23 protein-coding genes are annotated in these 24215 nt (G+C 47.4%); 17 read left to right on the plus strand and 6 right to left on the minus strand.

Translation table 11 applies throughout. The annotated features are described in order from the left end of the window. Positions 1-16: 16 nt before the first annotated feature. Genes IJ369_RS00735 through srtB form a run of 8 tightly spaced genes read left to right on the plus strand, consistent with a single transcriptional unit; the run spans position 17 to position 5515 of the window. Entirely contained in the window at positions 17-979 is a 963-nt protein-coding gene (locus IJ369_RS00735; RefSeq protein WP_290714825.1) for a transglutaminase-like domain-containing protein, read from the plus strand. Between the two features lie 21 nt (positions 980-1000). Then, positions 1001-2044 carry a type II secretion system F family protein gene (locus IJ369_RS00740; RefSeq protein WP_290714828.1) on the plus strand — a complete coding sequence of 348 codons (1044 nt, stop codon included), beginning with the start codon at positions 1001-1003 and terminating at the stop codon, positions 2042-2044. Positions 2045-2056: 12 nt separating this feature from the next. Further along, complete coding sequence (locus tag IJ369_RS00745) at positions 2057-2377, plus strand: hypothetical protein (RefSeq protein ID WP_290714831.1); 321 nt, start codon at positions 2057-2059, stop codon at positions 2375-2377. A gap of 10 nt (positions 2378-2387) precedes the next feature. After that, on the plus strand, positions 2388-2870 hold the full coding sequence (locus IJ369_RS00750; RefSeq protein ID WP_290714833.1) for a DUF4860 domain-containing protein: 483 nt from the start codon (positions 2388-2390) through the stop codon (positions 2868-2870). Continuing rightward, positions 2867-3244: a hypothetical protein gene (locus IJ369_RS00755; protein ID WP_290714836.1), complete on the plus strand. Its 378-nt coding sequence runs from the start codon at positions 2867-2869 to the stop codon at positions 3242-3244. Before IJ369_RS00750 ends, IJ369_RS00755 begins: the two co-directional genes overlap by 4 nt. Continuing rightward, entirely contained in the window at positions 3237-3671 is a 435-nt protein-coding gene (locus IJ369_RS00760; RefSeq protein ID WP_290714839.1) for a hypothetical protein, read from the plus strand. The genes IJ369_RS00755 and IJ369_RS00760 overlap by 8 nt, the downstream gene beginning before the upstream one ends. Before the next feature lies 1 nt (position 3672). After that, positions 3673-4746, plus strand: coding sequence for a type IV pilus twitching motility protein PilT (locus IJ369_RS00765; protein WP_290714842.1), 1074 nt, complete (start codon positions 3673-3675; stop codon positions 4744-4746). Positions 4747-4750: 4 nt separating this feature from the next. Next, entirely contained in the window at positions 4751-5515 is a 765-nt protein-coding gene (srtB, locus tag IJ369_RS00770; RefSeq protein ID WP_290714845.1) for a class B sortase, read from the plus strand. A 49-nt stretch (positions 5516-5564) separates the two neighbouring features. Here the strand turns inward: srtB and IJ369_RS00775 are convergent, their stop codons facing one another. Next, positions 5565-5999, minus strand: a complete 435-nt coding sequence (locus tag IJ369_RS00775) for a hypothetical protein (RefSeq protein WP_290714848.1) — start codon at positions 5997-5999, stop codon at positions 5565-5567. Positions 6000-6195: 196 nt separating this feature from the next. On the opposite strand from IJ369_RS00775, the gene IJ369_RS00780 reads away from it, so the two are divergent. Beyond that, a complete protein-coding gene (locus tag IJ369_RS00780) occupies positions 6196-7395 on the plus strand; it encodes a BTAD domain-containing putative transcriptional regulator (RefSeq protein WP_290714850.1) in 1200 nt (399 codons plus the stop codon). 43 nt (positions 7396-7438) lie between these two features. Here IJ369_RS00780 and IJ369_RS00785 read toward each other — a convergent pair whose 3' ends face one another. Genes IJ369_RS00785 through IJ369_RS00795 form a run of 3 tightly spaced genes read right to left on the minus strand, consistent with a single transcriptional unit; the run spans position 7439 to position 11786 of the window. Then, positions 7439-8437 (minus strand): isocitrate/isopropylmalate dehydrogenase family protein, encoded by a 999-nt coding sequence (locus tag IJ369_RS00785; protein ID WP_290714852.1) that lies wholly within the window; start codon positions 8435-8437, stop codon positions 7439-7441. Between the two features lies 1 nt (position 8438). Next, positions 8439-10373, minus strand: coding sequence for an aconitate hydratase (locus IJ369_RS00790; RefSeq protein ID WP_290714855.1), 1935 nt, complete (start codon positions 10371-10373; stop codon positions 8439-8441). A 30-nt stretch (positions 10374-10403) separates the two neighbouring features. Beyond that, positions 10404-11786: a 2-isopropylmalate synthase gene (locus IJ369_RS00795; protein WP_442859654.1), complete on the minus strand. Its 1383-nt coding sequence runs from the start codon at positions 11784-11786 to the stop codon at positions 10404-10406. Positions 11787-12161: 375 nt separating this feature from the next. On the opposite strand from IJ369_RS00795, the gene IJ369_RS00800 reads away from it, so the two are divergent. After that, entirely contained in the window at positions 12162-12404 is a 243-nt protein-coding gene (locus IJ369_RS00800; RefSeq protein ID WP_290714860.1) for a hypothetical protein, read from the plus strand. 37 nt (positions 12405-12441) lie between these two features. Here IJ369_RS00800 and IJ369_RS00805 read toward each other — a convergent pair whose 3' ends face one another. Continuing rightward, on the minus strand, positions 12442-13371 hold the full coding sequence (locus IJ369_RS00805; RefSeq protein WP_290714863.1) for a sensor domain-containing diguanylate cyclase: 930 nt from the start codon (positions 13369-13371) through the stop codon (positions 12442-12444). Between the two features lie 240 nt (positions 13372-13611). Here IJ369_RS00805 and IJ369_RS00810 point away from each other — a divergent pair, with 240 nt between their 5' ends. Beyond that, the gene (locus IJ369_RS00810; RefSeq protein WP_290714866.1) at positions 13612-14376 is read left to right on the plus strand and encodes an alpha/beta hydrolase; all 765 of its coding nucleotides are present in this window, start codon (positions 13612-13614) and stop codon (positions 14374-14376) included. A 126-nt stretch (positions 14377-14502) separates the two neighbouring features. Beyond that, entirely contained in the window at positions 14503-15696 is a 1194-nt protein-coding gene (locus IJ369_RS00815; protein ID WP_290714869.1) for an ATP-grasp domain-containing protein, read from the plus strand. Between the two features lie 134 nt (positions 15697-15830). On the opposite strand, the gene guaA is transcribed toward IJ369_RS00815, so the two are convergent. Beyond that, positions 15831-17369 (minus strand): glutamine-hydrolyzing GMP synthase, encoded by a 1539-nt coding sequence (gene guaA, locus IJ369_RS00820; protein WP_290714872.1) that lies wholly within the window; start codon positions 17367-17369, stop codon positions 15831-15833. Positions 17370-17715: 346 nt separating this feature from the next. Between guaA and IJ369_RS00825 the strand changes: the two genes are divergently transcribed. From IJ369_RS00825 to IJ369_RS00845, 5 genes are all read left to right on the plus strand, one after another. Beyond that, on the plus strand, positions 17716-19005 hold the full coding sequence (locus IJ369_RS00825; RefSeq protein WP_290715036.1) for an NCS2 family permease: 1290 nt from the start codon (positions 17716-17718) through the stop codon (positions 19003-19005). A 117-nt stretch (positions 19006-19122) separates the two neighbouring features. Next, positions 19123-20346, plus strand: coding sequence for a 6-phosphofructokinase (locus tag IJ369_RS00830; protein ID WP_290714873.1), 1224 nt, complete (start codon positions 19123-19125; stop codon positions 20344-20346). 97 nt (positions 20347-20443) lie between these two features. Continuing rightward, positions 20444-20986, plus strand: coding sequence for a BofC C-terminal domain-containing protein (locus IJ369_RS00835; protein WP_290714876.1), 543 nt, complete (start codon positions 20444-20446; stop codon positions 20984-20986). Between the two features lie 345 nt (positions 20987-21331). Next, complete coding sequence (locus tag IJ369_RS00840) at positions 21332-23380, plus strand: alpha-glycosidase (protein ID WP_290714878.1); 2049 nt, start codon at positions 21332-21334, stop codon at positions 23378-23380. Between the two features lie 2 nt (positions 23381-23382). Further along, positions 23383-24054, plus strand: a complete 672-nt coding sequence (locus tag IJ369_RS00845) for an RluA family pseudouridine synthase (protein WP_290714880.1) — start codon at positions 23383-23385, stop codon at positions 24052-24054. Positions 24055-24215 lie beyond the last annotated feature (161 nt).

A 24215-nucleotide genomic window follows, 5' to 3' on the forward strand; every position in this document is an offset into this window, starting at 1 on the left:
AAAGGGGAAAAAGGGAATGAAACAACGAGTGAAACGCTGCTTTGCCTTAGGGTTGGCATCCCTTTTCCTGTTTGCAGGATGCCAAGGGGAAACGGCATCGGAGAATGTCTATGCGGAAGAACATACTGTGGAAGAAGCGGCGGGGGAAGCTATGCCCGCTTCCGGTGCAGAGTTTCAGGTAACGATGCCTGAAGCCAGCGGCGAAGTGACCTATGGGGAAAATGGTGTCACCATCGATGCGTCCCACACGGCGGACGGCTACGTGATGGTAAAATGCGAGGATGATTCTGCCATTTTGAAGGTCATTCTGGAGGGGCCAAATGGAACAAAATATACCTACGACCTGAATGGGCAGGGGGTATATGAGACCTACGGTCTTTCTGATGGGAATGGCATCTATTCCGTGGGCATCTATCAGAATATCGAAGGGGCGAAATACGCCGTCCTGTTCTCTCAGGAGATAGAGGTCGCCTTGAAGGACCCTTTCCTGCCGTTCCTCTGCCCCAATCAGTATGTGGATTATACGGCGGAAAGTGAAGCTGTGAAGCTGGCTGGGAAACTGACCGCAGGCCTAACGGACGAACTGGAACAGGTACAGGCCATCTATGATTATGTTATCAAAAATATCTCCTATGATACGGAGAAGGCAAGGAACGTGAAGAGTGGCTATCTGCCCGATATAGATGCCGTTTTGGCGGAGAAAAAAGGCATCTGCTTCGATTATGCTGCCCTGATGACAGCCATGCTCCGCTCTCAGGGTGTGCCGACGAAACTGGTAACAGGCTACACGGGCTCTTCATACCATGCCTGGATATCTACCTATTCCGAGGAAACAGGCTGGGTGGAAGGCGTTATCTTCTTTGACGGCACCACATGGAAGCTTATGGACCCCACCTTTGCTTCCAGCGGCGGAAGCAGTGAGGATATCATGGAATACATCGGCGACGGGAAAAATTACAAGGAAAAATACTTATATTGAGATAGATTTTTGGAGGAAAACATGAAGGGGAAAGAATGGTCAAAAGAAGAAATCTCATCCTTCTGTCTGGAATTTTCGCTTCTTTTGCAGGCGGGTCTTCCGGGTACGGAATGCTTCTTCATCCTGGCGGAGGAGGAAAAGGACGGGGCGAAAAAGGATGTTTTGCTGGGTTTATATGAAACGACCAGCTATGGCGGTGCTTTGTATGAAGCCATGGAAGAAACGGGCGTTTTCCCTGCATATATGCTGAAAATGGTGCGAATGGGGGAAGAAACGGGTTATCTGGAGTCTGTGTTCCATTCTTTGTCTGTCTATTATGAGGAACGCTGCAGAACGGAACAGGCGCTGAAAGAAACAGTGGTTTTCCCCATCGTTTTACTGATGATGATGCTGGCGGTGGTGGTGCTTCTGATGACAGAAGTTTTGCCTGTCTTTCAGGATGTCTTCGCCCAGCTGGGGGGCACGCTGTCTCCTGTTGCGCTCTTCTTTTTGAATCTGGGCGTCGCATTGCGCCACGGGAGGGGCGCCTTTGCTGTCATCGGCGTTTTGATCTTTGTCGCCGCGGCCATTATCCTTGTTCATGAACCCACAAGGGCGAAATGGAACGTTTTCTGGAGCAGAAATTTTGCAAAAACAAAGGCAGGCAGACTTTATGAAGAAGCCCACTTTGCTTCTGCCTTATATATGGGCGTATCAGGTGGTTTGAGCATCGACTATGCCCTGGAAATGGCAGGAACCTTTTGCGAAGGAGAGGAAGCCCAAAGAAAAATCAACGCCTGCATGGAGCAGACGGACATAGGCATGCCCTTTGCGGAAGCCATTGGAGAAACTGGGCTGCTGAAGCCCATGTATTGCCGCATGCTTTCCGTAGGTATCAAAACAGGCGCGCTGGATGCGGCTCTGGAAGAAATCAGCCGTCGAAGCCAAGAAGAAGCATCTTCTGCATTGGCGAAGCTGGCGGCGAAAGTGGAGCCTGCGGTGGTCATCCTGCTTTCTGTGGTGGTTGGCGTACTGCTTTTGAGTGTGATGTTCCCTCTGGTGGGTATCATGAATTCCCTGGGATAAGGGGGGTACAGGATGAAGAAGAAAGAAAACAAATTGGTTGGGTTTCTGGCGGAATATGCCATTTCCATCGTGCTTTTTGCGGCGGTGGCGGTGTTCTGCGTTGTTGGTATGAATCATGCAGAAGAAAAACAGCAGGCAGAAGCCCTGCGCATCGCGGAAGAAAGCATCCTGCGGGGAGCGGTCAGCTGCTATGCGCTGGAGGGATTTTATCCGCCCAGTTATGAATATTTGAAAGAAAATTACGGCATCCGTGTGGACGAAGAAAAATATATGGTGTTCTATACCGTTTTTGCCTCCAATATGATGCCCGATGTAACAGTTGTTGAGAAATGAGGGGAGAAGGATGGGAAAACAGTCCCGTTTGCTGGAAATACTGCCGAATGTTTTGCTGTTTTTCCTGTTCACCTGTTGTATGTTCCTCGTCCTTTTGACGGGAGCAAAAATATATCGTACTATTTCCGATGTGATGGAAGAACAGTTCAGTGTCACCACCTGTGTGGGATATGTGACGGCGAAAGTGCGTCATTATGACACAGAGGATGCCGTTTCTGTTGGTATGCTTGGGAATGTGGAAAGCCTGATCTTAAAAGAGAAAATCAATGGGAAAGAATACCTGACCTATCTTTACTGCGCCGACGGAGACCTGATGGAGCTTTTCTGCGGGGCGGAGATGGAGGCCGAGCCCGTCGACGGGCAGAGCATCATGCCTTTGGATGGGCTGGATTTTGATTTAGAAGGAAATATTCTTTCCTTCACCTGTGAAGCAGAGGGAGAGACTGCGGAAGGAGTCGTTGCTCTGCAAAGTGGAAAGGGGGCGGCGGAATGAAGACACGTTCCAAAACACCTTTGTTTCTGATGGAGTTTATCATCATGCTGCTGGTGTTTTCCATTTCTGCGGCGGTATGCCTGCAGGTTTTCACAGGGGCGAAACGTATTTCCGCTGAAAGCCAAAGGCTGGACTTCGCCTGCATGGAAGCCCAGAAGGCGGCGGAATATTGGAAAGCCACTCATGGCGATTTGGCGGAAACGGCGGAACAGATGGGTGCTCTGCCCGATGAGAACAGTTTTTCTATTTTTTATGAGGAAGAATGGCTCCGAATGGAGTTTGTATGTGAAGAAACAGCGGCGGATATCGCCGTTTTCAGCGGAGAAGAGGAAATTTTCTCTCTGGAATGTGAGGCGGTGACGGCGGATGGCTAAGACACCGAAAATTAGCATCGGCATCACATCCATGGCAGTGATCTTATGCGTTCTCTGCCTGACGGTCTTTTCCGTTTTGAGCCTATCCACGGCCCTTTCGGAACGGAAGCTTGCTGAAAAACGGGCGGAAGCTGCGGAGGAATATTATGCGGCGGAACGTACCGCCGCCAAATTGGCAAATGGGCTGATGGCAGCGACGGATGCCGTTGCCTTTGCAGAAGAAAACCATATCGATGTCGTTGAAGAAGGAAATATCTTGATTTTTACATATGAATCTCCCATCGACGAAGGGCAGGCCCTTTCTGTGGCGCTGACCTTGATGGAGGATTGGGAAATGACCCGTTGGCAGGTGGTCTCCACGGCAGAATGGACGCCGGACGATAGCCTGACCCTTTGGGACGGGGAACTGGAAGAAAAGGAGGAATAGGATGCTTTCATTTTTAGATATGCTGCGTATTGCCATCGATGCAGGTGCATCAGATGTATTTATCGTGGCTGGTCAGCCCTTGTCCTATAAAAAAGGGAAAAATATCTTCAAGATGGAAGAGGAAAAGGTGATGCCCAATACTTCCCGTGCATTGGTGGAGGAGGCGTACGCCATTGCCAAAAGAGACCTCACCATTTTGGAGCAGGAGGGGGATGACGACTTCGCCATTTCCGTGCCCAATATGGCCCGCCTGCGTATGAGCGCCTTCAAGCAGAGGGGTTCTTTTGCGGCGGTGCTGCGCGTGGTTTCCTTCGGTATTCCCAATTATAAAGAGCTGGGCATTCCCGAAGAAGTACTGCAGCTGGCAGATACCCAGAAGGGCATGATTTTGGTGACGGGCACGGCAGGCAGCGGCAAATCTACCAGCCTGGCCTGCATCATCGACCGCATCAATCATACCAGAAGCGGGCATATCATCACCTTGGAAGATCCCATCGAATATCTCTACCGCAACGATCAATCCATTGTGACCCAGAGAGAAGTGGGTATCGATACGGCGGATTACGTGACAGGTTTGCGTGCCTGTCTGCGTCAGGCGCCCGATGTCATTCTGGTGGGGGAAATGCGCGACCATGAGACCATCCGCATCGCCATGACGGGGGCGGAAACAGGACATCTGGTGTTCTCTACATTGCATACCGTGGGCGCAGCCAATACCATTGACCGAATCATTGATATTTTCCCGCCCAATCAGCAGCAGCAGGTGCGCGTGCAGCTGGCAATGCTCCTGCAAACGGTGGTTTCTCAGCAGTTGGTGCCTTCCGTAGACGGGGGTGTGGTGCCTGCCTTTGAGATCATGCATGTGAATCCTGCCATCCGAAATATGATCCGCGAATCTAAGGTGCATCAGATCGAGACCACCATGGGCATGGCGGCAGCAGAGGGCATGGTGACCATGGATAATAGCCTGCTTGCTCTTTTCCAGCAAGGGAAAATTACAGTGGATACGGCTCTGCAGTATGCTCTGCACCCCGATATCTTGGAAAAACGTATGAAACAGGGAAGGGGACGATGAATGTATGTCTGATAAATTACGCCGCGCCCTGATGTTCGTTCTGGTGTGCGTATTCCTGGTTTCCGCAGTTTTTTTTGTAAAATATTTTATGGAATACCGAAAGGGCGACAAGATTTACGAGACTGCCAAGGAATTCGTGGTGGAGGCTGGGGACGCAACCACCGCGGAAGAGGAAAAAGAAGAACGTGTTATTGATTTCGCCAGCCTGCAGGCGGTGAATGAGGATGTGTTTGGCTGGATCACCATTCCTGAAACAGGGGTGGATTATCCCCTTTTGGACGGGGAGGACAACAAATATTATCTGAACCGCACCTATGATGGCCAGTGGTCTTCCTACGGCAGTATTTTCCTGGAATTCCGCAATACAGGCATGGACGACCGCCATGTGGTGCTTTATGGACACAATATGGTGAATAAATCTATGTTTGGCGCATTGATAGATTATAAGGAGCAGGATTTTGTCGATGCCCATGATACTGTTGAGATCATATTGCCCGACAGAACGCTGATCTATCATGTTTTCTCTGCCTATACGGCTCATGTAGATTCCCCTACGTACTATATGTCCTTTGCTGATGATGCTGTTTTCCAACAGATGATCGACCATATGAAAGCCAATAGTGTCATTGCTTCGGATATCATACCTACTACAGAAGACCAGATTTTGACCCTTTCCACCTGTACCCCTGCGGGGGCGAAGAAATATCGCTTCGTGGTGAATGCAGTCCTTGCGGAGGAGATTCCAAAGGAAACGAATATCACAGAGTAAAATAAAAAAGACCGAGCCTTTGAAAAAAAGCTTCGGTCTTATTTTTTTCTTAATTTGCTTCGGAAAGGGCATTGTCCATTAGCATCAGAAGCTCCAGCGCGCTGCGGAAGGCAGCGGAGGAACCCTGTTCTGCGTATGTTACCTTTCCCTGCCAGCTGGCATTCTGACGGAAGAGGATCTCCACCTCAAAGGTAGCGAGGGGGAATTTTTTGGAAAAATCTACGGAGGTGGTAAAACCAAAGCCGTTTTTTTCTTCCTTCCCATGATCGAATTGACGCAACTCCATTGCCTTTTGGGGATAGACCAGAGAATCGGAAAGGAATTCCAGGATGGTGATAAACTGCATCACATTTTCGAACACGATATCGGTTTCAAAAAAGGGATTGGAGATGGTGCCCTGCAGTGTTTTATTTTCATAGGAATAGACACGCACCAGCGTGGTCTTCATTTCATAGGGAACAAATTTAACGGGAGTGATCGACATAATATACCTCCTCTTTTGTAAATATCTTTTTATTATTTTAACACAATAGGGTTACAAATTCAACAAAAGAATCGTTATTATAGAGAGATTTAACATTTTTAATTTGACAGAATTTATAACTTTTGTTACCATAAAATAAATAGTTACAAATTTGGTTACATATGATAGGTGAGATGAAAATAAGAGGTTGATGTCCATGAAATCGAAATATTACGTAAAACTTTTTGGGGAATTTTCCATTTCCGATGGAGAGTTTACCATTACAGACCAGGCGAATCGTTCCAAAAAGGTCTGGACATTGTTGGAATATATCCTTGTCCACAGAGACCGTGTGATCTCTCAGAAGGAGCTGACAGATCTCCTTTGGGCGGGCGGAGATACGAAAGACCCTATCAATACCCTGAAGGTGCTGATGCACCGCGTACGCACCTTTTTGAAGGAACTGGGAGAGGACGGCGCCCAGCTGATTTTGTATAAAAAAGGGGGCTACGGCTGGAATCCCGATGTGAAATGTACCCTGGATACGGAGGAATTTGAAAAAGCCTGCCAAAAGGCGGAGCAAACAGCGGAGGAAAGCGAAAAGCTGGAACATCTCCTGAAAGCCATCGGGCTATATGAAGGGGAATTTCTGCAAAAAAATGCTTCCGAACCCTGGGTCATGGAGCTGAGCCATAAATATAGCGTGAAATATCTGCAGGCGGCCACAGAGGCGGCGGAGATTTTGTATGCGTTGGGGCGTTATGATGAGCTGATATCCCTTTGCAGAGAGGTTATCCGCTACCAACCCTATGAAGAAAATTTCTATCTCTATCTGTTGAAAGGTCTTATCGAAACGAAGCAGACTATACTGGCCCTGGAAGAATATCACCATGTATCGGAGCTGTTCTTCCGCCAATTCGGCATAACTCCTTCCGATGAACTGACGGCATTGTATAAGGAAGTGGTGAAGACCACATCCGCAACGGAGCTGAACCTGGAAGTCATTCGGGAAAAACTGGTGGAAGAGTCTGCCCCTGGCTGTTTCTACTGTGAATTTGAATTTTTCAAGATGATCTATCGGCTGGAAAGCCGCAGTGTTGCCAGAACAGGGCAGTCTGTTTATATCGGGCTGATGAGCATAATGAATGAAGCGGGGGACGGCGTGCCCAATCAGAAGATCGTGAATCGTACTATGGATGGGCTGAAGACGGTCATTACCCGCAGTTTGCGCCGTGGGGATGTTTTCACCCGCTATAGCCTGAATCAATACCTTATCATGCTGCCAACAACGACTTTTGAGACCTCCAATATGGTTCTGGAGCGTATCCAGAAGGCATATCGCAGAGAATTCCCCGGTTCTCCCGTAAAGCTGCAGTACAGCACACTGCCTGTAACGCCCCAGGAATTGGAAAAATAAAAAAGAAAACCCCGAGTTTTGATACTCGGGGTTATTTTTGTGCTTATAATTTCGCAATGACAGCGTCAGCAAATTCTTCTGTGCTTGCTGTGCCGCCCATATCCTGTGTCAGGGTTTTTCCTTCGGAAATGACTGCGGATACAGCTTTTTCGATGGCTGCAGCAGCCTTTGCTTCGCCCAGGTGGGCCAGCATCAGGGAGGCGGAGAGGATGCAGGCTGTAGGGTTGATCTTATGCTGCCCAGCGATATCGGGGGCAGAACCATGGATGGGTTCGAAGATGGCACCGTCTACGCCAATGTTTGCGCTGGGGGTCAGGCCTAGGCCGCCAACCAGACCTGCGCACAGGTCGGAAACGATATCACCATAGAGGTTAGGGCAAACCAGTACATCATAATCTTCAGGATGCATCACCAGTCTCATACACATAGCGTCAACGATACTGTCGTTGAATTCGATCTGAGGATATTCCTTGGCGATCTGACGGGCAACGTCCAAAAACAGACCATCTGTGCATTTCATGATGTTTGCTTTATGTACAGCAGTCACTTTTTTTCTGCCTTCGCGGACAGCATAGTCGAAAGCGTAACGGCAGATGCGTTCACAGCCTTTTCTTGTGATGAGCTTGATGCTTTCTGCTGCATCTTCGCCTACCATGTGTTCGATACCTGCATACAGGTCTTCTGTATTTTCTCTTACGATAACCAGGTCGATATTTTCAAATCTTGTGATCACACCTGGATATGTTTTGGCAGGGCGTACGTTTGCATAGAGGTCAAAGGTTTTACGCAGGGCAACATTTACGCTGCGGAAGCCTGTGCCAACAGGAGTAGTGATGGGGCCCTTCAGGGCAACGCCGTTTTTACGGATGGAATCGATGACATGATCGGGCAGGGGAGTGCCATATTTTTCGATCATGGCTGCACCTGCTTCCATTTCGTCCCATTTGATGGCGACGCCTGTGGCTTCTACGACTCTTTTTGCTGCAGCAACGACTTCGGGGCCGCTGCCATCACCGGGGATCAAAGTTACTTTATATGCCATATTATTTACCTTCTTTCGTATAGTTCAGCAGACCGCCTGCCAGCAGGATATCAGCCTGTCTTGCGGAAATATTCAGTCTTGTTGCAAATTCCTTGCCTGTGCGTACGCATGTAACCATGACTTCCTGACCCTTTACTGCGCCCTTGATCTGGTCAGCTGCGTATTTGATGACGAATTCGTCGCCCAGCTGGATGCTATCGTAATCCCATTCATTGACAAATACCAGAGGCAGAATACCGTTATTGATGAGGTTTGCCATATGGATACGGGCAAAAGATTTTGCGATAACGCCTTTTACGCCCAGCTGCAGAGGAGCCAGTGCCGCATGTTCACGGCTGGAACCCTGACCATAGTTCTGACCAGCGATGATGAAACCGCCGCCTGCTGCTTTTGCTCTTGCGGGGAATTCAGGGTCGCAGGGTGTCAGGCAGTAATCTGCCAGATAAGGTACGTTGGAACGGAAAGGCAGCAGCTTCGCATTGGAGGGCATGATGTGGTCTGTGGTGATATTGTCGTCCACTTTGATCAGTGCGCCGCCTTTGATTTCTTTAGGAACCTTTGTGTTTTTAGGGAAGGGCTGGATATTGGGGCCTCTTACCACTTTTACGTCCTTGTATTCGGGAGCGGGAGGAATGATCAGGTTATCATTTACCATGAAATGCTCAGGCATGGAAACCAAAGGAGCTTCCCCCAAAGCGTGAGGATCTGTCACAACGCCTGCCAGTGCAGATGCAACGGCTGTTTCGGGGGAAACGATATATACCTGTGCAGATTTTGTGCCGCTTCTGCCTTCAAAGTTTCTGTTGATGGTACGCAGGGAAACTGCGTTTGTTGCGGGAGCCTGACCCATACCGATGCAAGGGCCGCAGCCACATTCCAGAATACGTGCACCTGCGGAAATGATATCCGCCAGAGCGCCGTTTGCTGCCAGCATGTTCATAACCTGCTTGGAGCCGGGAGCAATAACCAGGCTGACATCAGGATGTACGGATTTGCCTTTCAGCAGGGCAGCTACTGTCATCATGTCTGTATAGGAAGAGTTTGTGCAGGAGCCGATGGCAACCTGATCTACTTTCAGACCCTGGATATCTTTTACCTGTTTGATATTATCGGGGGAGTGAGGGCAAGCCACCAGAGGAGCGATTTCGTCCAGAGCAATTGTCACTTCTTCATCATAAGTTGCATCTGCGTCAGCGCTCAGTTCGATCCAATCTTCGCCTCGGCCCTGGGCATCCAGGAATGCTTTTGTTACTTCATCAGAAGGGAATACGGATGTGGTTGCGCCCAGTTCTGCGCCCATGTTTGTAATAGTCGCACGCTGAGGAACGCTCAGGGATTTCACACCTTCACCAGCATATTCCATAACTTTGCCTACACCGCCTTTAACGGAGAGACGTCTCAGCACTTCCAAAATCACGTCTTTTGCTGTTACCCAGGGGGAAAGCTTGCCTGTCAGGTTGACTCTGCAAACCTTGGGCATTGCCAGATAGTACGCACCACCGCCCATGGCTACTGCAACGTCCAGACCGCCTGCGCCGATGGCCAGCATACCGATGCCGCCGCCTGTGGGAGTATGGCTGTCGGAGCCCAGCAGAGTTTTACCGGGTTTACCAAAACGTTCCAGATGTACCTGATGGCAGATACCATTGCCGGGTTTGGAGAAGTAGATGCCGTGTTTGCTTGTGACTGTCTGAATATATTTATGATCGTCTGCATTTTCGAAACCTGTCTGCAGAGTGTTGTGATCGATATATGCAACGGATTTTTCTGTTTTGACACGGGGGATGCCAATGGCTTCAAACTGCAGATATGCCATAGTGCCTGTGGAGTCCTGTGTCAGTGTCTGGTCGATCTTGATAGCGATTTCCTTACCGGCCACCATTTCGCCGCTTACCAGATGATTTTTGATGAGTTTTTCAGTAATATTCATTCCCATAGTTTGTTCCTCCTAGAGAAAAGATTTATCTTAAAGTAATTTTGCCAGATCGGGGAGCAGTTTTCTTAATGCGCCTTCCATTTCTTCTTCAGAGATGAAGGTCATACGACCATTGTCATACTGATGGTCTACCCATTCTTTCAACACAACAGTGCGGGGGTCGTTTTTGTCGATCTTATCACTGCCTTTCAGTTTCAGGGTCTGATTCAGCCAGTAAGCAACACCCGCCAGGCCGGAGTTTTTATTCACTTCTACGCTCAGAGGACGATTCAGCAGTTTGCCTGTGTTGAAGATGTTGTAGATTTCTTCGTCCTTTGCAACGCCGTCAGCGTGGATGCCTGCGCGGGTTACATTAAAGTCACGGCCTACGAAAGGAGTGCGAGGGGGCACTTTGTAGCCCAGTTCTTTTTCATAGTATTCAGCGATCTCAGTGATGACGGTTGTGTCCATACCGTCCAGTGTGCCTCTCAGGGAAGCGTATTCCATGACCATGGCTTCCAGAGGGGTATTACCTGTTCTTTCGCCAATGCCCAGCAGAGAGCAGTTAACGGCAGAACAGCCATACAGCCATGCTGTAGAAGCATTTACAACTGCCTTATAGAAGTCGTTATGACCATGCCATTCCAGCAGCTCGGAAGGGATCTGAGCGAAGTGGTTAACACCATAGATGATACCGCCGACAGAACGGGGCAGAGTAGCACCGGGATAAGGAACGCCATAACCCATAGTATCACAGAAACGGATCTTTACAGGAACCTGATATTTATCCATCAGTTTTTTCAGCTCTGTTGCAAAGGGAACAACGCAGCCGTAGAAGTCGGCTCTTGTTACGTCTTCGAAGTGGCAGCGGGGGGTGATGCCCATATCCAGCGCTGCTTCAACGATTTCCAGATAGCCTTTGATGGCTTCTTTTCTTGTTTTATGTAATTTATTGAAGATGTGATAGTCCGAACAGGAAACCAGGATACCACATTCAGGCATCCCCATTTGTTTTACCAGTTTGAAATCTTCCTTTGTGGCTCTGATCCAGCCAGTGATCTCAGGAAATTCAAAACCCATTTCACGGCAGGCTTCGATGGCTCTGCGGTCATTTTCGCTGTAGAGGAAAAATTCGCACTGTCTGATCTTGCCATTGGGGCCGCCCAGGCGGTGGATCATTTCGTATAATGTTTTGATCTGCTCTACGGTGTAGGGTGCGCGGGACTGCTGACCGTCACGGAAGGTAGTATCTGTCAGCCAGATTTCATCGGGCACATTCATGGGAACCTGACGATAGTTGAAGGTTACCTTGGGCACTTCGTCGTAGCTGTAGTTGTCGCGGTAGAGGTTGGGCTCTGCTACGTCCTGCAGGTTATACTTGTATCGTCTCAGTTCCAGCAGGTTGGTCTTTTCGTTATAAGTGATCAATGCTATCACTCCTTCTATTGAAATTTGTTTGTCTGATAGAAACAACTGTTTTTGATCGCTTTTTATATTTATAGAATATATCAATAATAGTATTATCTGTCAATAGGAAATGATAAAAAAATCTAATATATGAAAATTTGTTTTAAAATCAACTAGAAACGTTGATTTATCAATCTTTTTGTGTATTTTGTGTAAATTTTTTTTGTATGAAACCGATGCAGAAAAAGAATTTATTAGAAAAATGGAATGGAATCCATAGCTAAAATCGATAGATGAAATGTAACTATAAATCTGTTGCTGAAATCAGAGAAAGAAAAGAGAGGGTACAGTGGAGACATTTATGCTATACTTTGGGAAGAAGAAAAAAAGGAGGAGAGCAACATGGAACAAGAAGAGATGAAACGACTTTTGAAAATCACCTTGGAGATCGTAGAAAAGAAAAACGAAGCTGACGTCACAGATATTTACAAGGCGGCGGGCATCACCGCGGTGGAGGCCAATGCCTTCATCGTCCTGGCGGAGGAGAAAGACCTGGCGGAAGTGGTGGAGATTGATATGTGCTGCGGGGCAGACTATATCATCAAGGGGCTGACGGAAAAAGGGCTGGAACTACTTAAAGAATAAAAAAGAGAGTCGAAAGACTCTCTTTTTTGATTCCTTTTTATTCTTCGCCGTAAACACAATAGGCGTTTCGTTTTTGTTTTGCCTGATAGAGGGCTTTATCCGCCTTCTGGAACAGCTCCTCATAGGTCTTGCCCATATCGGGATACATAGAGATACCGATGCTTTTTGTCACGCCGTAATCATTATCCTGCAGGCGAAGGATTTCTTCTGCCTTTTGCCTGCCGATCTCGATGCCTGTCACATCCAAGAGGAGCAGAACAAATTCATCCCCGCCGAAGCGCGCCACGATGTCCTTTTTGCGGACAGCAGAGGAAAGGTGCTGGGAGAAGGAAAGGAGCACTTCATCCCCGGCCATATGGCCATGGGTATCGTTGACCAGCTTGAAATAATCCAGATCGATGACCATCATGATGCATTTGGAATCCTCTCTGCTTTCCAGCACGCTGCGGCATAGTTCTGCAAAGCGTTTCTTGGAATAGAGCCCGGTGAAAGGATCGGTATAAACGGAGTTTTCCAGGAAATCGATGCGTTTTTTCATATGGTGAATATCGGAAACGATGCCAATCATCTTCTGGGGGACCCCATTCGCCAGGACAGGCGCTACATCCACCTTGCACCATTTGGCGGAGGTATTGCCGGCCTTCAGCCTTGCCTCAAAGGAAATAGAACGGCCTCCCAGTATGCTGCGGAAGGCATTTTCCATGGCATAGGCATCCTCCGGATGGGCAAAATAGCCGCTGACTGCATTCCAGTAGGCTTCCGGGGCAAGTTCGCTGAAAGCGTTGATTTCCCAGATGATATCATCACCTCTTTTTTCGAAGATGCTGTCGGAATTTTCAAAGAATGTAAAAAGTTGTCGTTGCAGATCCACTTCGAAAATGGAGATATCCGCGATTTTCAGCGCAATGGAAAGACGATCTTTATAATTTCTGAGATCATCCAGCAGCAATTTTAACTTTTTATCCATGATCACCCCGCCTTTCCTGCAATATATCTGTTTTTATTATAGCCCCGGATCAGGGCAGTGTAAAGATGAAAAAGTGCTTTTTTGTATTACATGGGATAATAGCCGTCCTCTTCAGGAATATCTTTTTTCTCGGAAAAAACGAAAAAAGGCTGTTCCCTTGCTATTTATTTTTCCTTGTGTTATATTTAACTGTATCCTTCTTTCCCAAATAGAGGGAAAGAACAGATGGGAGAGATGAAAATGACAGAACGTTTTGAGGTGACAGTTCCGGTACCGGGGGGATGCGAGGAACGATTCGCTTATATTTATTTGCCAAGATCCTATTTCCGCCAGCCGGAAAGGAGATATCCTGTCCTGTATATGTTCGACGGGCATAATGTATTCTTTGACGAGGATGCCACCTACGGCAAAAGCTGGGGCATGGAACGCTTTATGAACCGCGCTCATATCCAGATGATCATTGTTGCCGTGGAATGCAGCCACGATCCTGACAACGGCAGACTGAAGGAATATGCTCCCTTCACCTTCCGTGACGGAGAACTGGGCGAGATCGCAGGCAGAGGGAAGACCACCATGGACTGGTTTGCCTATGAGCTGAAGCCCGCCATTGATGAAAACTTCCGCACCCTGCCCGACAGAGATCACACCTTCATCGCAGGCAGCAGCATGGGTGGCCTGATGAGCCTGTATGCGCTGCTGCAGTATAACCACATCTATTCCAGGGCGGCGGCCTTGTCCCCTTCTCTCTGGACGGATGTGCGAAAGGTGAAGAGCATGATCAATCGGGCAAATATTAACCCTCATACTATTTTGTATATGGACTATGGCTCCAATGAATTCGGCAACCATAAAGGCATGCGCCGTATCTATGGTGAGATTTCCGCTATGCTCATGCAGAAGGGGGTACTGCTGGACAGCCGCATTGTGCCCTATGGGGAGCATTGCGAAGCTAGCTGGGAAAGACAGATTCCCATTTTTATGAAGACTTTATTGTACAGGGGATAAAAAACAAGAAAACAAAAAGCAAAAGAAATAAAAAAGAAGATCAAAAAAATAAAAAGCAAAAGAAGAAAAAGAAACAACAGAGAAAAGAAACAGCAAAGAAGTAAAAAGAGAAACACGGAGGCATCTATGAAAAATTTTGTATTTATTTCCCCCAACTTCCCCACAAACTACTGGAAATTCTGCAAGGAACTGAAGGATAACGGCCTGAATGTGCTGGGTATCGGCGATCAGCCCTATGATGAATTGAGCCAGGAACTGAAAAACAGCCTGAATGAATATTATAAAGTAAGCAGCCTGGAAAATTACCATGAAGTTTATCGCGCGGTGGCTTTCTTCATCTTCAAGCATGGCCGTATCGACTGGCTGGAATCTAACAACGAATATTGGCTGGAAAGAGACGCAAAGCTGCGTACGGATTTCAACATCACATCTGGCTTCCAGAATGACGATATCCCTCGTATCAAGTATAAATCCAAAATGAAGGAATACTACAAAAAAGCAGGTCTTTCCGTTGCCCGCTATCACCTGGTGGATGACATGGAAGGCTACAGAAAATTTGTAAAGGAAGTTGGCTATCCCGTGGTGGCAAAGCCCGATAATGGCGTAGGTGCATCCCATAACTTCAAGATCACAACAGATGCAGAGCTGGAAAGCTTCTATGGTCAGAGACATGAAGGCGTGCAGTATATCATGGAGGAATTCGTAAAAGGTCAGGTATGCTCCTATGATGCCATCATCGATGCTAACGGCGAGCCTATGTTTGAAGCAGGCAATGTGACACCCGCTTCCATCATGGATACGGTAAATAATCTGGATCATTCCATTTTCTATATCCTGAAGGAACTGCCTGAAGAAACAAGAAAAGCAGGTCGTGATACGGTAAAAGCCTTTGGCGTGAAGAGCCGTTTCGTGCATTTTGAATTTTTCCGTCTGATGGAAGACCAGAAGGGCCTGGGCAAGAAGGGCGACATCATGGCGCTGGAAGTAAACATGCGCCCCAGCGGCGGCTTCTCCCCCGATATGATGAACTTTGCCTACAGCACAGATGTTTATAAGATCTGGGCTGACATGATTGCCTTCGACGCTTCCACAAAGCCTCTGGGTGAGCATGCTTACTGCGCATTTGCGGGCCTGCGTGACGGCAAGCCCAAGGCAATGAACTACGATGACATTATGGCAAAATACGGCGCACAGATGAAGATGGTAGACCGTATCCCTGATGCGCTGAGCGGCGCCATGGGCAACCAGATGTATCTGGCAAACTTCCAGACAGAAGAGGAAATGAATGCTTTCTTCGCTGATGTGACAAGAGAAAAGTAAGAGATACATATATTTAAGAAAAAAGGACGGGAAACCGTCCTTTTTTGTTGACTTTTTGCTCCGCGGCAAAACCATGAAAAAACCCCCGAGAAAGCTCGAGGGTTTGACGTTCATTATAGAAAGTCCGCTGACGATCATTCCCATTCAATCGTTGCGGGTGGTTTAGAAGTGATATCATATACAATACGGTTCACATGTTTCACTTCATTGACGATACGAGTGGAGACCTTATCCAGCACATCGTAGGGGATTCTTGCCCAATCGGCTGTCATGAAGTCTGTTGTTGTTACGCCGCGAAGGGCGATGGTGTAATCATATGTGCGGAAATCGCCCATAACGCCTACGGAGCGCACGTCTGTGATGACAGCGAAATACTGGTTGATTTCTCTGTCCAGACCGGCTTTGGCGATTTCTTCTCTGAAAATGGCATCGGCATCCTGCAGGATAGCGACCTTTTCTTCTGTCACCTCGCCGATGACACGCACGCCTAGGCCGGGGCCGGGGAAGGGCTGTCTCCATACCAGAGATTCAGGCAGGCCCAGTTCCAGGCCCATCTGACGCACTTCATCCTTGAACAACAGGCGCAGGGGCTCGATCAGCTCCTTGAAATCCACAACGGAGGGAAGTCCCCCTACGTTATGGTGAGATTTGATCACAGCAGAATCGCCCAGGCCACTTTCGATGATATCGGGGTAGATGGTACCCTGCACCAGGAAATCTACCTTGCCGATCTTCTTCGCTTCATCTTCAAATACGCGGATGAATTCTTCGCCGATGGTCTTGCGTTTCTGTTCGGGGTCTGTTACACCTTTCAACTTGCCAAGGAAACGTTCCTGAGCATTAGCTCTGACAAAATGGCAGTCGAAATAGCCGTCGAAGATCTGTTCTACTTCGTCGCCTTCGTTTTTGCGCATCAGGCCATGGTCAACGAAAACGCAGGTCAGCTGCTTGCCGATGGCTTTGGAAACCAGAGCCGCCACAACGGAGGAATCGACGCCGCCGGAAAGGGCGCAAAGAGCCTTGCCGTCGCCAACTTTTTCGCGGATGTGTTTGATCTGGTCTTCGATATAGTTTGTCATCGTCCAGTCGCCTTTACATCCGCAGACTTCATAAAGGAAGTTGCGGATCATTTCGGAGCCCTTGGGTGTATGGTTTACTTCGGGGTGGAACTGCACACCGTAGAAGCCCTTTGCTTCACATTCGATGGCTGCGGCGGGGCAGGTAGGTGTCGTGCCGATGACACGGAAGCCTTCGGGTAATTCTGTTACATAGTCTGTGTGGCTCATCCAGCAGATCTCGTTTTCATCGATGCCATTCAGGAGCTTGCTGGTGTTATCGAATTTCACTTCTGCCTTGCCGTATTCGCTCAGCTCTGCGGCATGGCCAACTTTACCGCCCAGGGTATAGGCCATCAGTTGGCAGCCATAGCAGATGCCCAGCACAGGCACGCCCAGCTCAAACAGGGCAGGGTCTACCTTGGGGGAACCCTCTTCATAAACGCTGTTGGGGCCGCCGGTGAAGATGATGCCCTTGGGGTTTTTTGCCTTAATCTCATCCAGAGATTTTTTCCAGGGCAAGATCTCGCAGTATACATGGTGTTCTCTGACACGACGGGCGATCAGCTGGTTATACTGTCCGCCGAAGTCCAGAATGAGGATCATTTCTTGATTCATCATATCCCTCCATTCAATAGTTTTCGATTTTGAAAATAGTAAAACCGCCGGTCAGGCCGACGGTTCGTCTGTCTTGAATCTTCATTTTTTATATTAGCACAGGTACTCTTTCCTGACAAGAGAAAACAAAAGCCCCATGGTATTTTTTCCGAAAAAACAGAGAAATATCGTGAAAAAATTGTAGGCTGCGGGAGGGGGAAATCGGATGAGATATCTTGCGGTTTTTTGTAAAACAATGTATACTGGATTTGATTTTTGTTTCTAATCATTCTTTTACCAAAAAAGAGGAGGAAAAGTTTTGAGTTTCATCGAAAAATGCTTCAAATTGAAAGAAAACAACACGACCATGAAGACTGAGGTCATGGCTGGTCTGACTACCTTTATGACCATGGCGTACATCCTGGTAGTCAACCCCAGTATTCTGTCTGTTACAGGCATGGATTATGGCGCAGTGCTGACAGCCACATGTATTGCTTCTGCTCTGGGTACATTCTTTATGGCACTCTTTGCCAACTATCCTTTCGTATTGGCTCCTGGTATGGGTCTGAATGCATATTTTGCCTATACGGTAGTTCTGCAGTATGGTTACGGCTGGGAAGTGGCATTGGCTGCAGTATTTGTGGAAGGTATCATTTTTATTGTCCTTTCTGCAGTAAATGTCCGTGAAGCCATCTTTAACGCCATTCCCACAAATATGAAAAAAGCGGTAAGCGTTGGTATCGGCATGTATATCGCTTTTATCGGTCTGCAGAATGCAGGTGTTGTTATAAATAACGCTTCCACCTGTGTTGGTTTGGGTGATGTTAGAACCGTCCCCGTTGCTTTAGCACTGATTGGTACTATCATTACTTTAGTATTGGTTATTAGAAAAGTAAAGGGTGCCCTGCTGGTTGGTATCCTGGTTACATGGTTGCTGGGTATCATCTGTCAGCTGACAGGACTGTACGTAGTTGATGTGGAAGCAGGCGCGTATTCCCTGATCCCTACAGGCATCATCTCCGCACCTCCCAGCATTATGCCTGTTGCTGGCAAACTGACTTTCTCCGGTATTTCTATTTTTGACTTTATCGTAGTCATCTTTGCATTCCTGTTTGTTGACCTGTTTGATACACTGGGTACATTGATCGGTGTCTCCACAAAAGCAGGTTTCCTGGATAAAGATGGCAAACTGCCCAAGATTAAAGGCGCACTGTTCGCTGATGCGGCGGCTACAACTCTGGGCGCTGTTCTGGGTACATCTACAGTAACAACATTCGTAGAATCTGCTTCCGGCGTTTCCGATGGCGGCAGAACCGGCCTGACAGCATTTACTGCAGGTATCCTGTTCCTGATCGCACTGCTGTTCAGCCCTCTGCTGACGACCATCCCTTCCTTCGCAACAACACCTGCCTTGGTAGTCGTTGGTCTGATGATGGTAGAAAATGTATCTGATATTGAATTTGCTGACTATACAGAAGGTTTCCCCGCATTTATGACCATCCTGATGATGGTTGTATGCTACAGTATCTCCGAAGGTCTGGTATTCGGCGTTATTTCCTATGTATTGCTGAAATTCTTCAGCGGAAGAAAGAGCGAACTGAATCCTGTGATCGTTGTGATCGCGTTCCTCTTCTTCCTGAAGCTGATCCTTGCCTGATTTCGCCACTTGCTTTCGTTGGCAAAAGTGATATAATGAGCGTAACGAAAGGAAACGGCTCTGTATTTTTTACAGAAACATAAGAATATCCTTTTTGGGATAGGAAGGAAGTATACTATGAAAAATCTTTTGGTTGCGCAGTCCGGCGGTCCTTCTGCAGCGATCAATGCTACCCTGGTGGGCGTTGTGGAAAAAGGTCTTGCTGATCAGAATATCGATAAAATTTATGGCGCGAAAAACGGTATTATGGGCATCCTGACGGATAAGCTCATCGAATTGAACGACAAGCTGGCAGACCCTGAGACCCTGCAGCTTCTTTGCCAGACCCCTTCTTCTGCCTTGGGCTCCTGCCGCATGAAGCTGTCCCATTGGGAAGAAAGCACCTTTGAATACGATAAGATCATTAAGGTCTTCCGTAAATATAATATTGGCTATTTCATCTATATCGGCGGCAACGATTCCATGGATACAGTCAAAAAGCTATCCGGCTTTTGTGAACGCATGCATATCGATGATATCAAGATCATCGGCGCCCCCAAGACCATCGACAATGACCTGATGGAAACAGATCATTGCCCCGGCTTTGGCTCTGCGGCAAAATATGTGTCCACCACTATGTCTGAAATTTCCTGCGACTGCAATGTATATGCCCAGCCCTCCATCACCATTGTGGAGATTATGGGCAGAGATGCAGGCTGGCTGACAGCAGCTTCCGCCTTGGGTAGGCTCAATGGCGATACCGCCCCTGATTTAATTTATCTTTGTGAAAGACCCTTCTTTGTAGACCAGTTTTTGGATGATGTGCGGGCGAAAATGGAAGAAAAACATTCCATCATCATTGCCGTCAGCGAAGGCATCAAAAATGAAGAGGGCGATTATGTGACGGATACTCTGAAGGATAGGGCAGTCGATGCCTTTGGTCATAAGATTTTAGCGGGTGCGTCCCGTTATCTGGAGGAGATCTTGCGTTTTGAAATCGGCTGTAAGGTAAGAAGTATCGAGCTGAATGTGATGCAAAGATGCGCTTCCCATGTGGCTTCTGCTTCTGATATCTATGAATCCAGGCTGATTGGCTCCGCAGCGGCAGATTATGCCATCAGCGGCGGCACAGGCAAAATGGCCTGCATCAAGAGAACCTCTACAAAGCCTTATCGTTTTGAGATCGACTTCGTGGATATTGATCAGATTGCAAATCAGGTGAAAACAGTGCCTGATGAATGGATCAACCCTGCGGGCAACGATGTGACCCAGGAAATGATCGATTATCTGCTTCCCCTGATCCAGGGAGAATTGCCCTGTACCTACAAAAACGGGGTTCCTGTGCATCTAAGACTCTATTAATCTATAAAAAGAAAGAGCTATGCAAGTGCATAGCTCTTCTTTATGTTCGGAATAAATTCAGGAAATTCTGTCCATACTCCTCCCAAGAGGTGGTACTATGCGAAAAGCAATCGTTGTGGCAGCATTAGCCAGCTTTCTGATCTGTCTCTTTGCGGGATATTACGTTGCCCTTTGGATGGGAGAAAGAGATAAGCAGATTGCCGCAGGGGCAGAAATCAGGGAAGTGATCCGCACACAGAAGCTCATCAACGCCCAGACGAAAATGATTTATCAGTATTTTTACACCAGCGACCGGGTAACGAAGGAGCAGATCGAGCTTGCCCCTGATTTCCTGCAGGGGCTGGATCTGGAACAACTGAAAAGCATTTATAACGGCTGGCAGATCGTTTTCTTTTCTCCTGAAAAGGTCATCCTCCGCTGCTCCATTGAAGGCATGAGCAGCGAAGCCTATATTCTTGGGGAACAGGACGGCTGTCTGGCGGTATTTTATGAGGATGGGAATAAAGCCATCCATTTGAAGGAGAAGACGGAACTGCCCCTTTCCGCTCTGCCGGAGGGGGAAGCAAGGCAGATACGGGAAGGGCTAAGGGTAACGGGAGAGGAAAACCTGGCGAAGATATTGGCAGATCTGATGAGTTGATATAAGCGTAGAAAATAATAATTAACATAAGATGCTAAGTTGCCATAAGTAATTTTTATTTTTATTAACTTTAACTGGACTTTTTTTGACCCACATGATATACTAACTACGTGAAAACTCCCCAATATTTTCACTATGTACTATGATTTAAATAGTACCGACCCAATAAGAAATACCTTCTCTTTTGAAGAAGAGCGACCATCGGCAGGTCGCTCTTCTTCATTTTTTAGGGGTAATTTTTATTTTTTTCTAAAAAATGAAGTAGAATCTAATCGATTGACATAGATAATATTTACCCATTATAATAGAAAAAGTGAATAAATATAAAGTTAAGGTGGTGTAACTATGCCAGAGCAGATCGCATCCGGCTTCAGCCTGACTGCGGATGATTTCCGCATCCAGTCTATATACAGCGACGAAACAAAACAATTCCGCTCTCCCGCAGAGCCTTTGTCAACAGACGAGGTGGAGATTTCTATTCGTGTGGGTAAGGGAACTTTTTCCGCCATTTTCCTATGCACCGATGAAAGGGAATATCTGATGGAGGAAACGGAGGAAGACGGAATCTTTGAATACTATAAGGTGACTTTGCCCCCTACGGAAAAGAAAACGACCTATTACTTCCGCCTCCAGCATGGCGAAGAAGTTGGATATTATACAAAATATGGATATTTTGATGAATTCAAAAATGAAGGGCAATTCCAAATCATCCGCGATTACCAGACCCCAGATTGGGCGAAGGGCGCGGTTATGTATCAGATCTATCCCGACCGTTTCTGTAACGGCGACCCCTCCAATGATGTGAGAACCAACGAGTATGTTTACCTGAACCACCTGGTGGAACAGGTAAAAAAATGGGATGCCCTTCCTGCGGCGACGGATGTGAACCATTTCTATGGCGGCGACCTGCAGGGCGTCATTAATAAGCTGGATTATTTGGCAGATCTGGGCGTAGAGGTCATCTATTTCAACCCCATTTTTGTTTCCCCCAGTAACCATAAATATGATGCCCAGGATTATCACCATATAGACCCCCATCTGGGCAAAATCGTCCGCGATGGCGGCAGACTGCTGAACAATTGCGCTACAACCAACATCGGCGCAAGCATATATGCCACAAGAACGACCCGCGAAGAAAACCTGACGGCTTCCGACAAGCTTTTTGCCCAGCTGGTGGAAAAAGCCCATGAAAAGGGCATTCGCGTGCTGGTGGATGGGGTATTCAACCACTGCGGCGCTTTCCATAAATGGATGGACAGAGAAGGCTTTTATAAAGGCGAAGGAAAAGGCGCGTTCCAGTTCAAGGACAGCCCCTATCGTGATTATTTCTATTGGAAGGAAGACGGCACCTATGAAGGCTGGTGGGGCTATGAAAACCACCCCAAGCTGAATGAAGAGGGCTGCCAGGAGCTGAAAAATGAGATCCTGGAAATCGGCAAAAAATGGGTGTCTGCTCCTTTTAACGTGGATGGCTGGCGTCTGGACGTTGCTGCCGACCTGGGCAAGACCTCCGAATTCAACCATCATTTCTGGGCAGAATTCCGTGATACTATCAAAGAGATTTCCCCCGATAAACTGATTCTGGCGGAGCATTACGGCGATGCCACAAGCTGGCTACAAGGCGACCAGTGGGATTCCATTATGAATTATGACGCCTTTATGGAGCCTGTTACCTGGTTTCTGACGGGCGTTTCCAAGCACAGCACGGAAAAACGGGACGATATGTATAACGATGCCGATATTTTCTGGAGAACCATGATCTATCAGATGGGTAAGCTGCCTTCTCAGGCTATTGCAACAGCTATGAATGAGCTTTCCAACCATGACCATTCCCGCTTCCTGACCAGAACCAACCGTTGTGTCGGTAGACTGGAGACAGACAGCAGCGAAGGGGCGGAAAGAGGCACGGACAAGGCAGTTCTTCGCGAAGCTGTTCTCTTGCAGATGACCTGGAACGGCGCACCCACGGTCTATTATGGGGACGAAGCAGGCCTTGCAGGCTGGACAGATCCCGATAACCGCCGCACCTATCCCTGGGGCAAGGAAGATAAGGAACTGATTGCATTCCATAAGAAATCGATTCATTTAAGAAAAGAAAATCCCGTTTTGAGACACGGCTGTCTGAAACATCTGGTTGGAGAATACGGCGTGATCGCTTATGGCCGTTTCGACAAGGATAATAAATTTATTGTCGCACTGAATAATACGGAAGAGAACAAGAATATTTCTGTTCCCGTATGGCAGATCGGCATGTCGAAGGAAAGTACTCTGGAAAACTGCCTGATGACCAGCTGTGAAGGTTTCTCTGATTTCCATTTCCGGTATCCTGTGAAAAAGGGCGTGGCGGAATTGAACATGCCTCCCAAGAGCGCAATGGTATTGAAGGAAGTGTGAGAATGAATATCCTTTTTGAAGATGAATATATTCTGGCGGCAGTGAAGCCCCAGGGCATGCCTTCCCAGGCGGATAAAACGGGTGACCCTGATTTGTTATCGGAACTGGAAAACCATATAAAACAACCTTTGGGTTTGCTTCATAGACTGGACAGGCCTGTGGGCGGGGTGATGCTTTTTGCGAAAGAGAAGAAAGCTGAAGCCATTCTGTCAAAGGACCTACAGGAAAACAGGCTCAATAAACGATATCTGACTGTTCTTTGTGGCAAACTTCCTGCAGAAGAAGGTACATTGAAGGATTATCTTCTAAAAAACGCCCGCACGAACCTTTCCGAAGTCGTTTCCAAAGATAGAAAGGGCGCAAAAAAAGCGATTTTACATTATAGGAAGATTGCTGAGAAGGAAACAGATATAGGCTGGCTGACTCTTGCCGAAATCAAACTGGAAACAGGCAGACATCATCAGATTAGAATACAGACCTCCCATGGAGGCTTTCCCATCTGGGGAGATAAAAAATATCATAAAAATTTCCCTAAACGGGGCAAAACGGATATCGCCCTCTGGTCTTATAAATTAGAAGGCATCCACCCCAAAACGAAAGAGCCCTTTACCTTCACCGCAAAGCCCGAAAAAGAGCCTTTTTCCCTTTTTGCAGAGGAATTAAGGGATTTGTAAGAAAACAGGAGAAAGTATCCTTTGCATTTTACGGTAAGATGTATTATAATGTGGGATATCCTATAAAAATAAGCGGAAATAAAAGAACACGAAGATTTCTAACGAAACCTCCAGTAGTTCTTTTATTTTCTCACATAAATTAGCAATCACAACTTTGGATG

Source organism: Anaerotignum sp., assembly GCF_017483025.1.
Lineage (GTDB): Bacteria > Bacillota > Clostridia > Lachnospirales > Anaerotignaceae > Anaerotignum_A.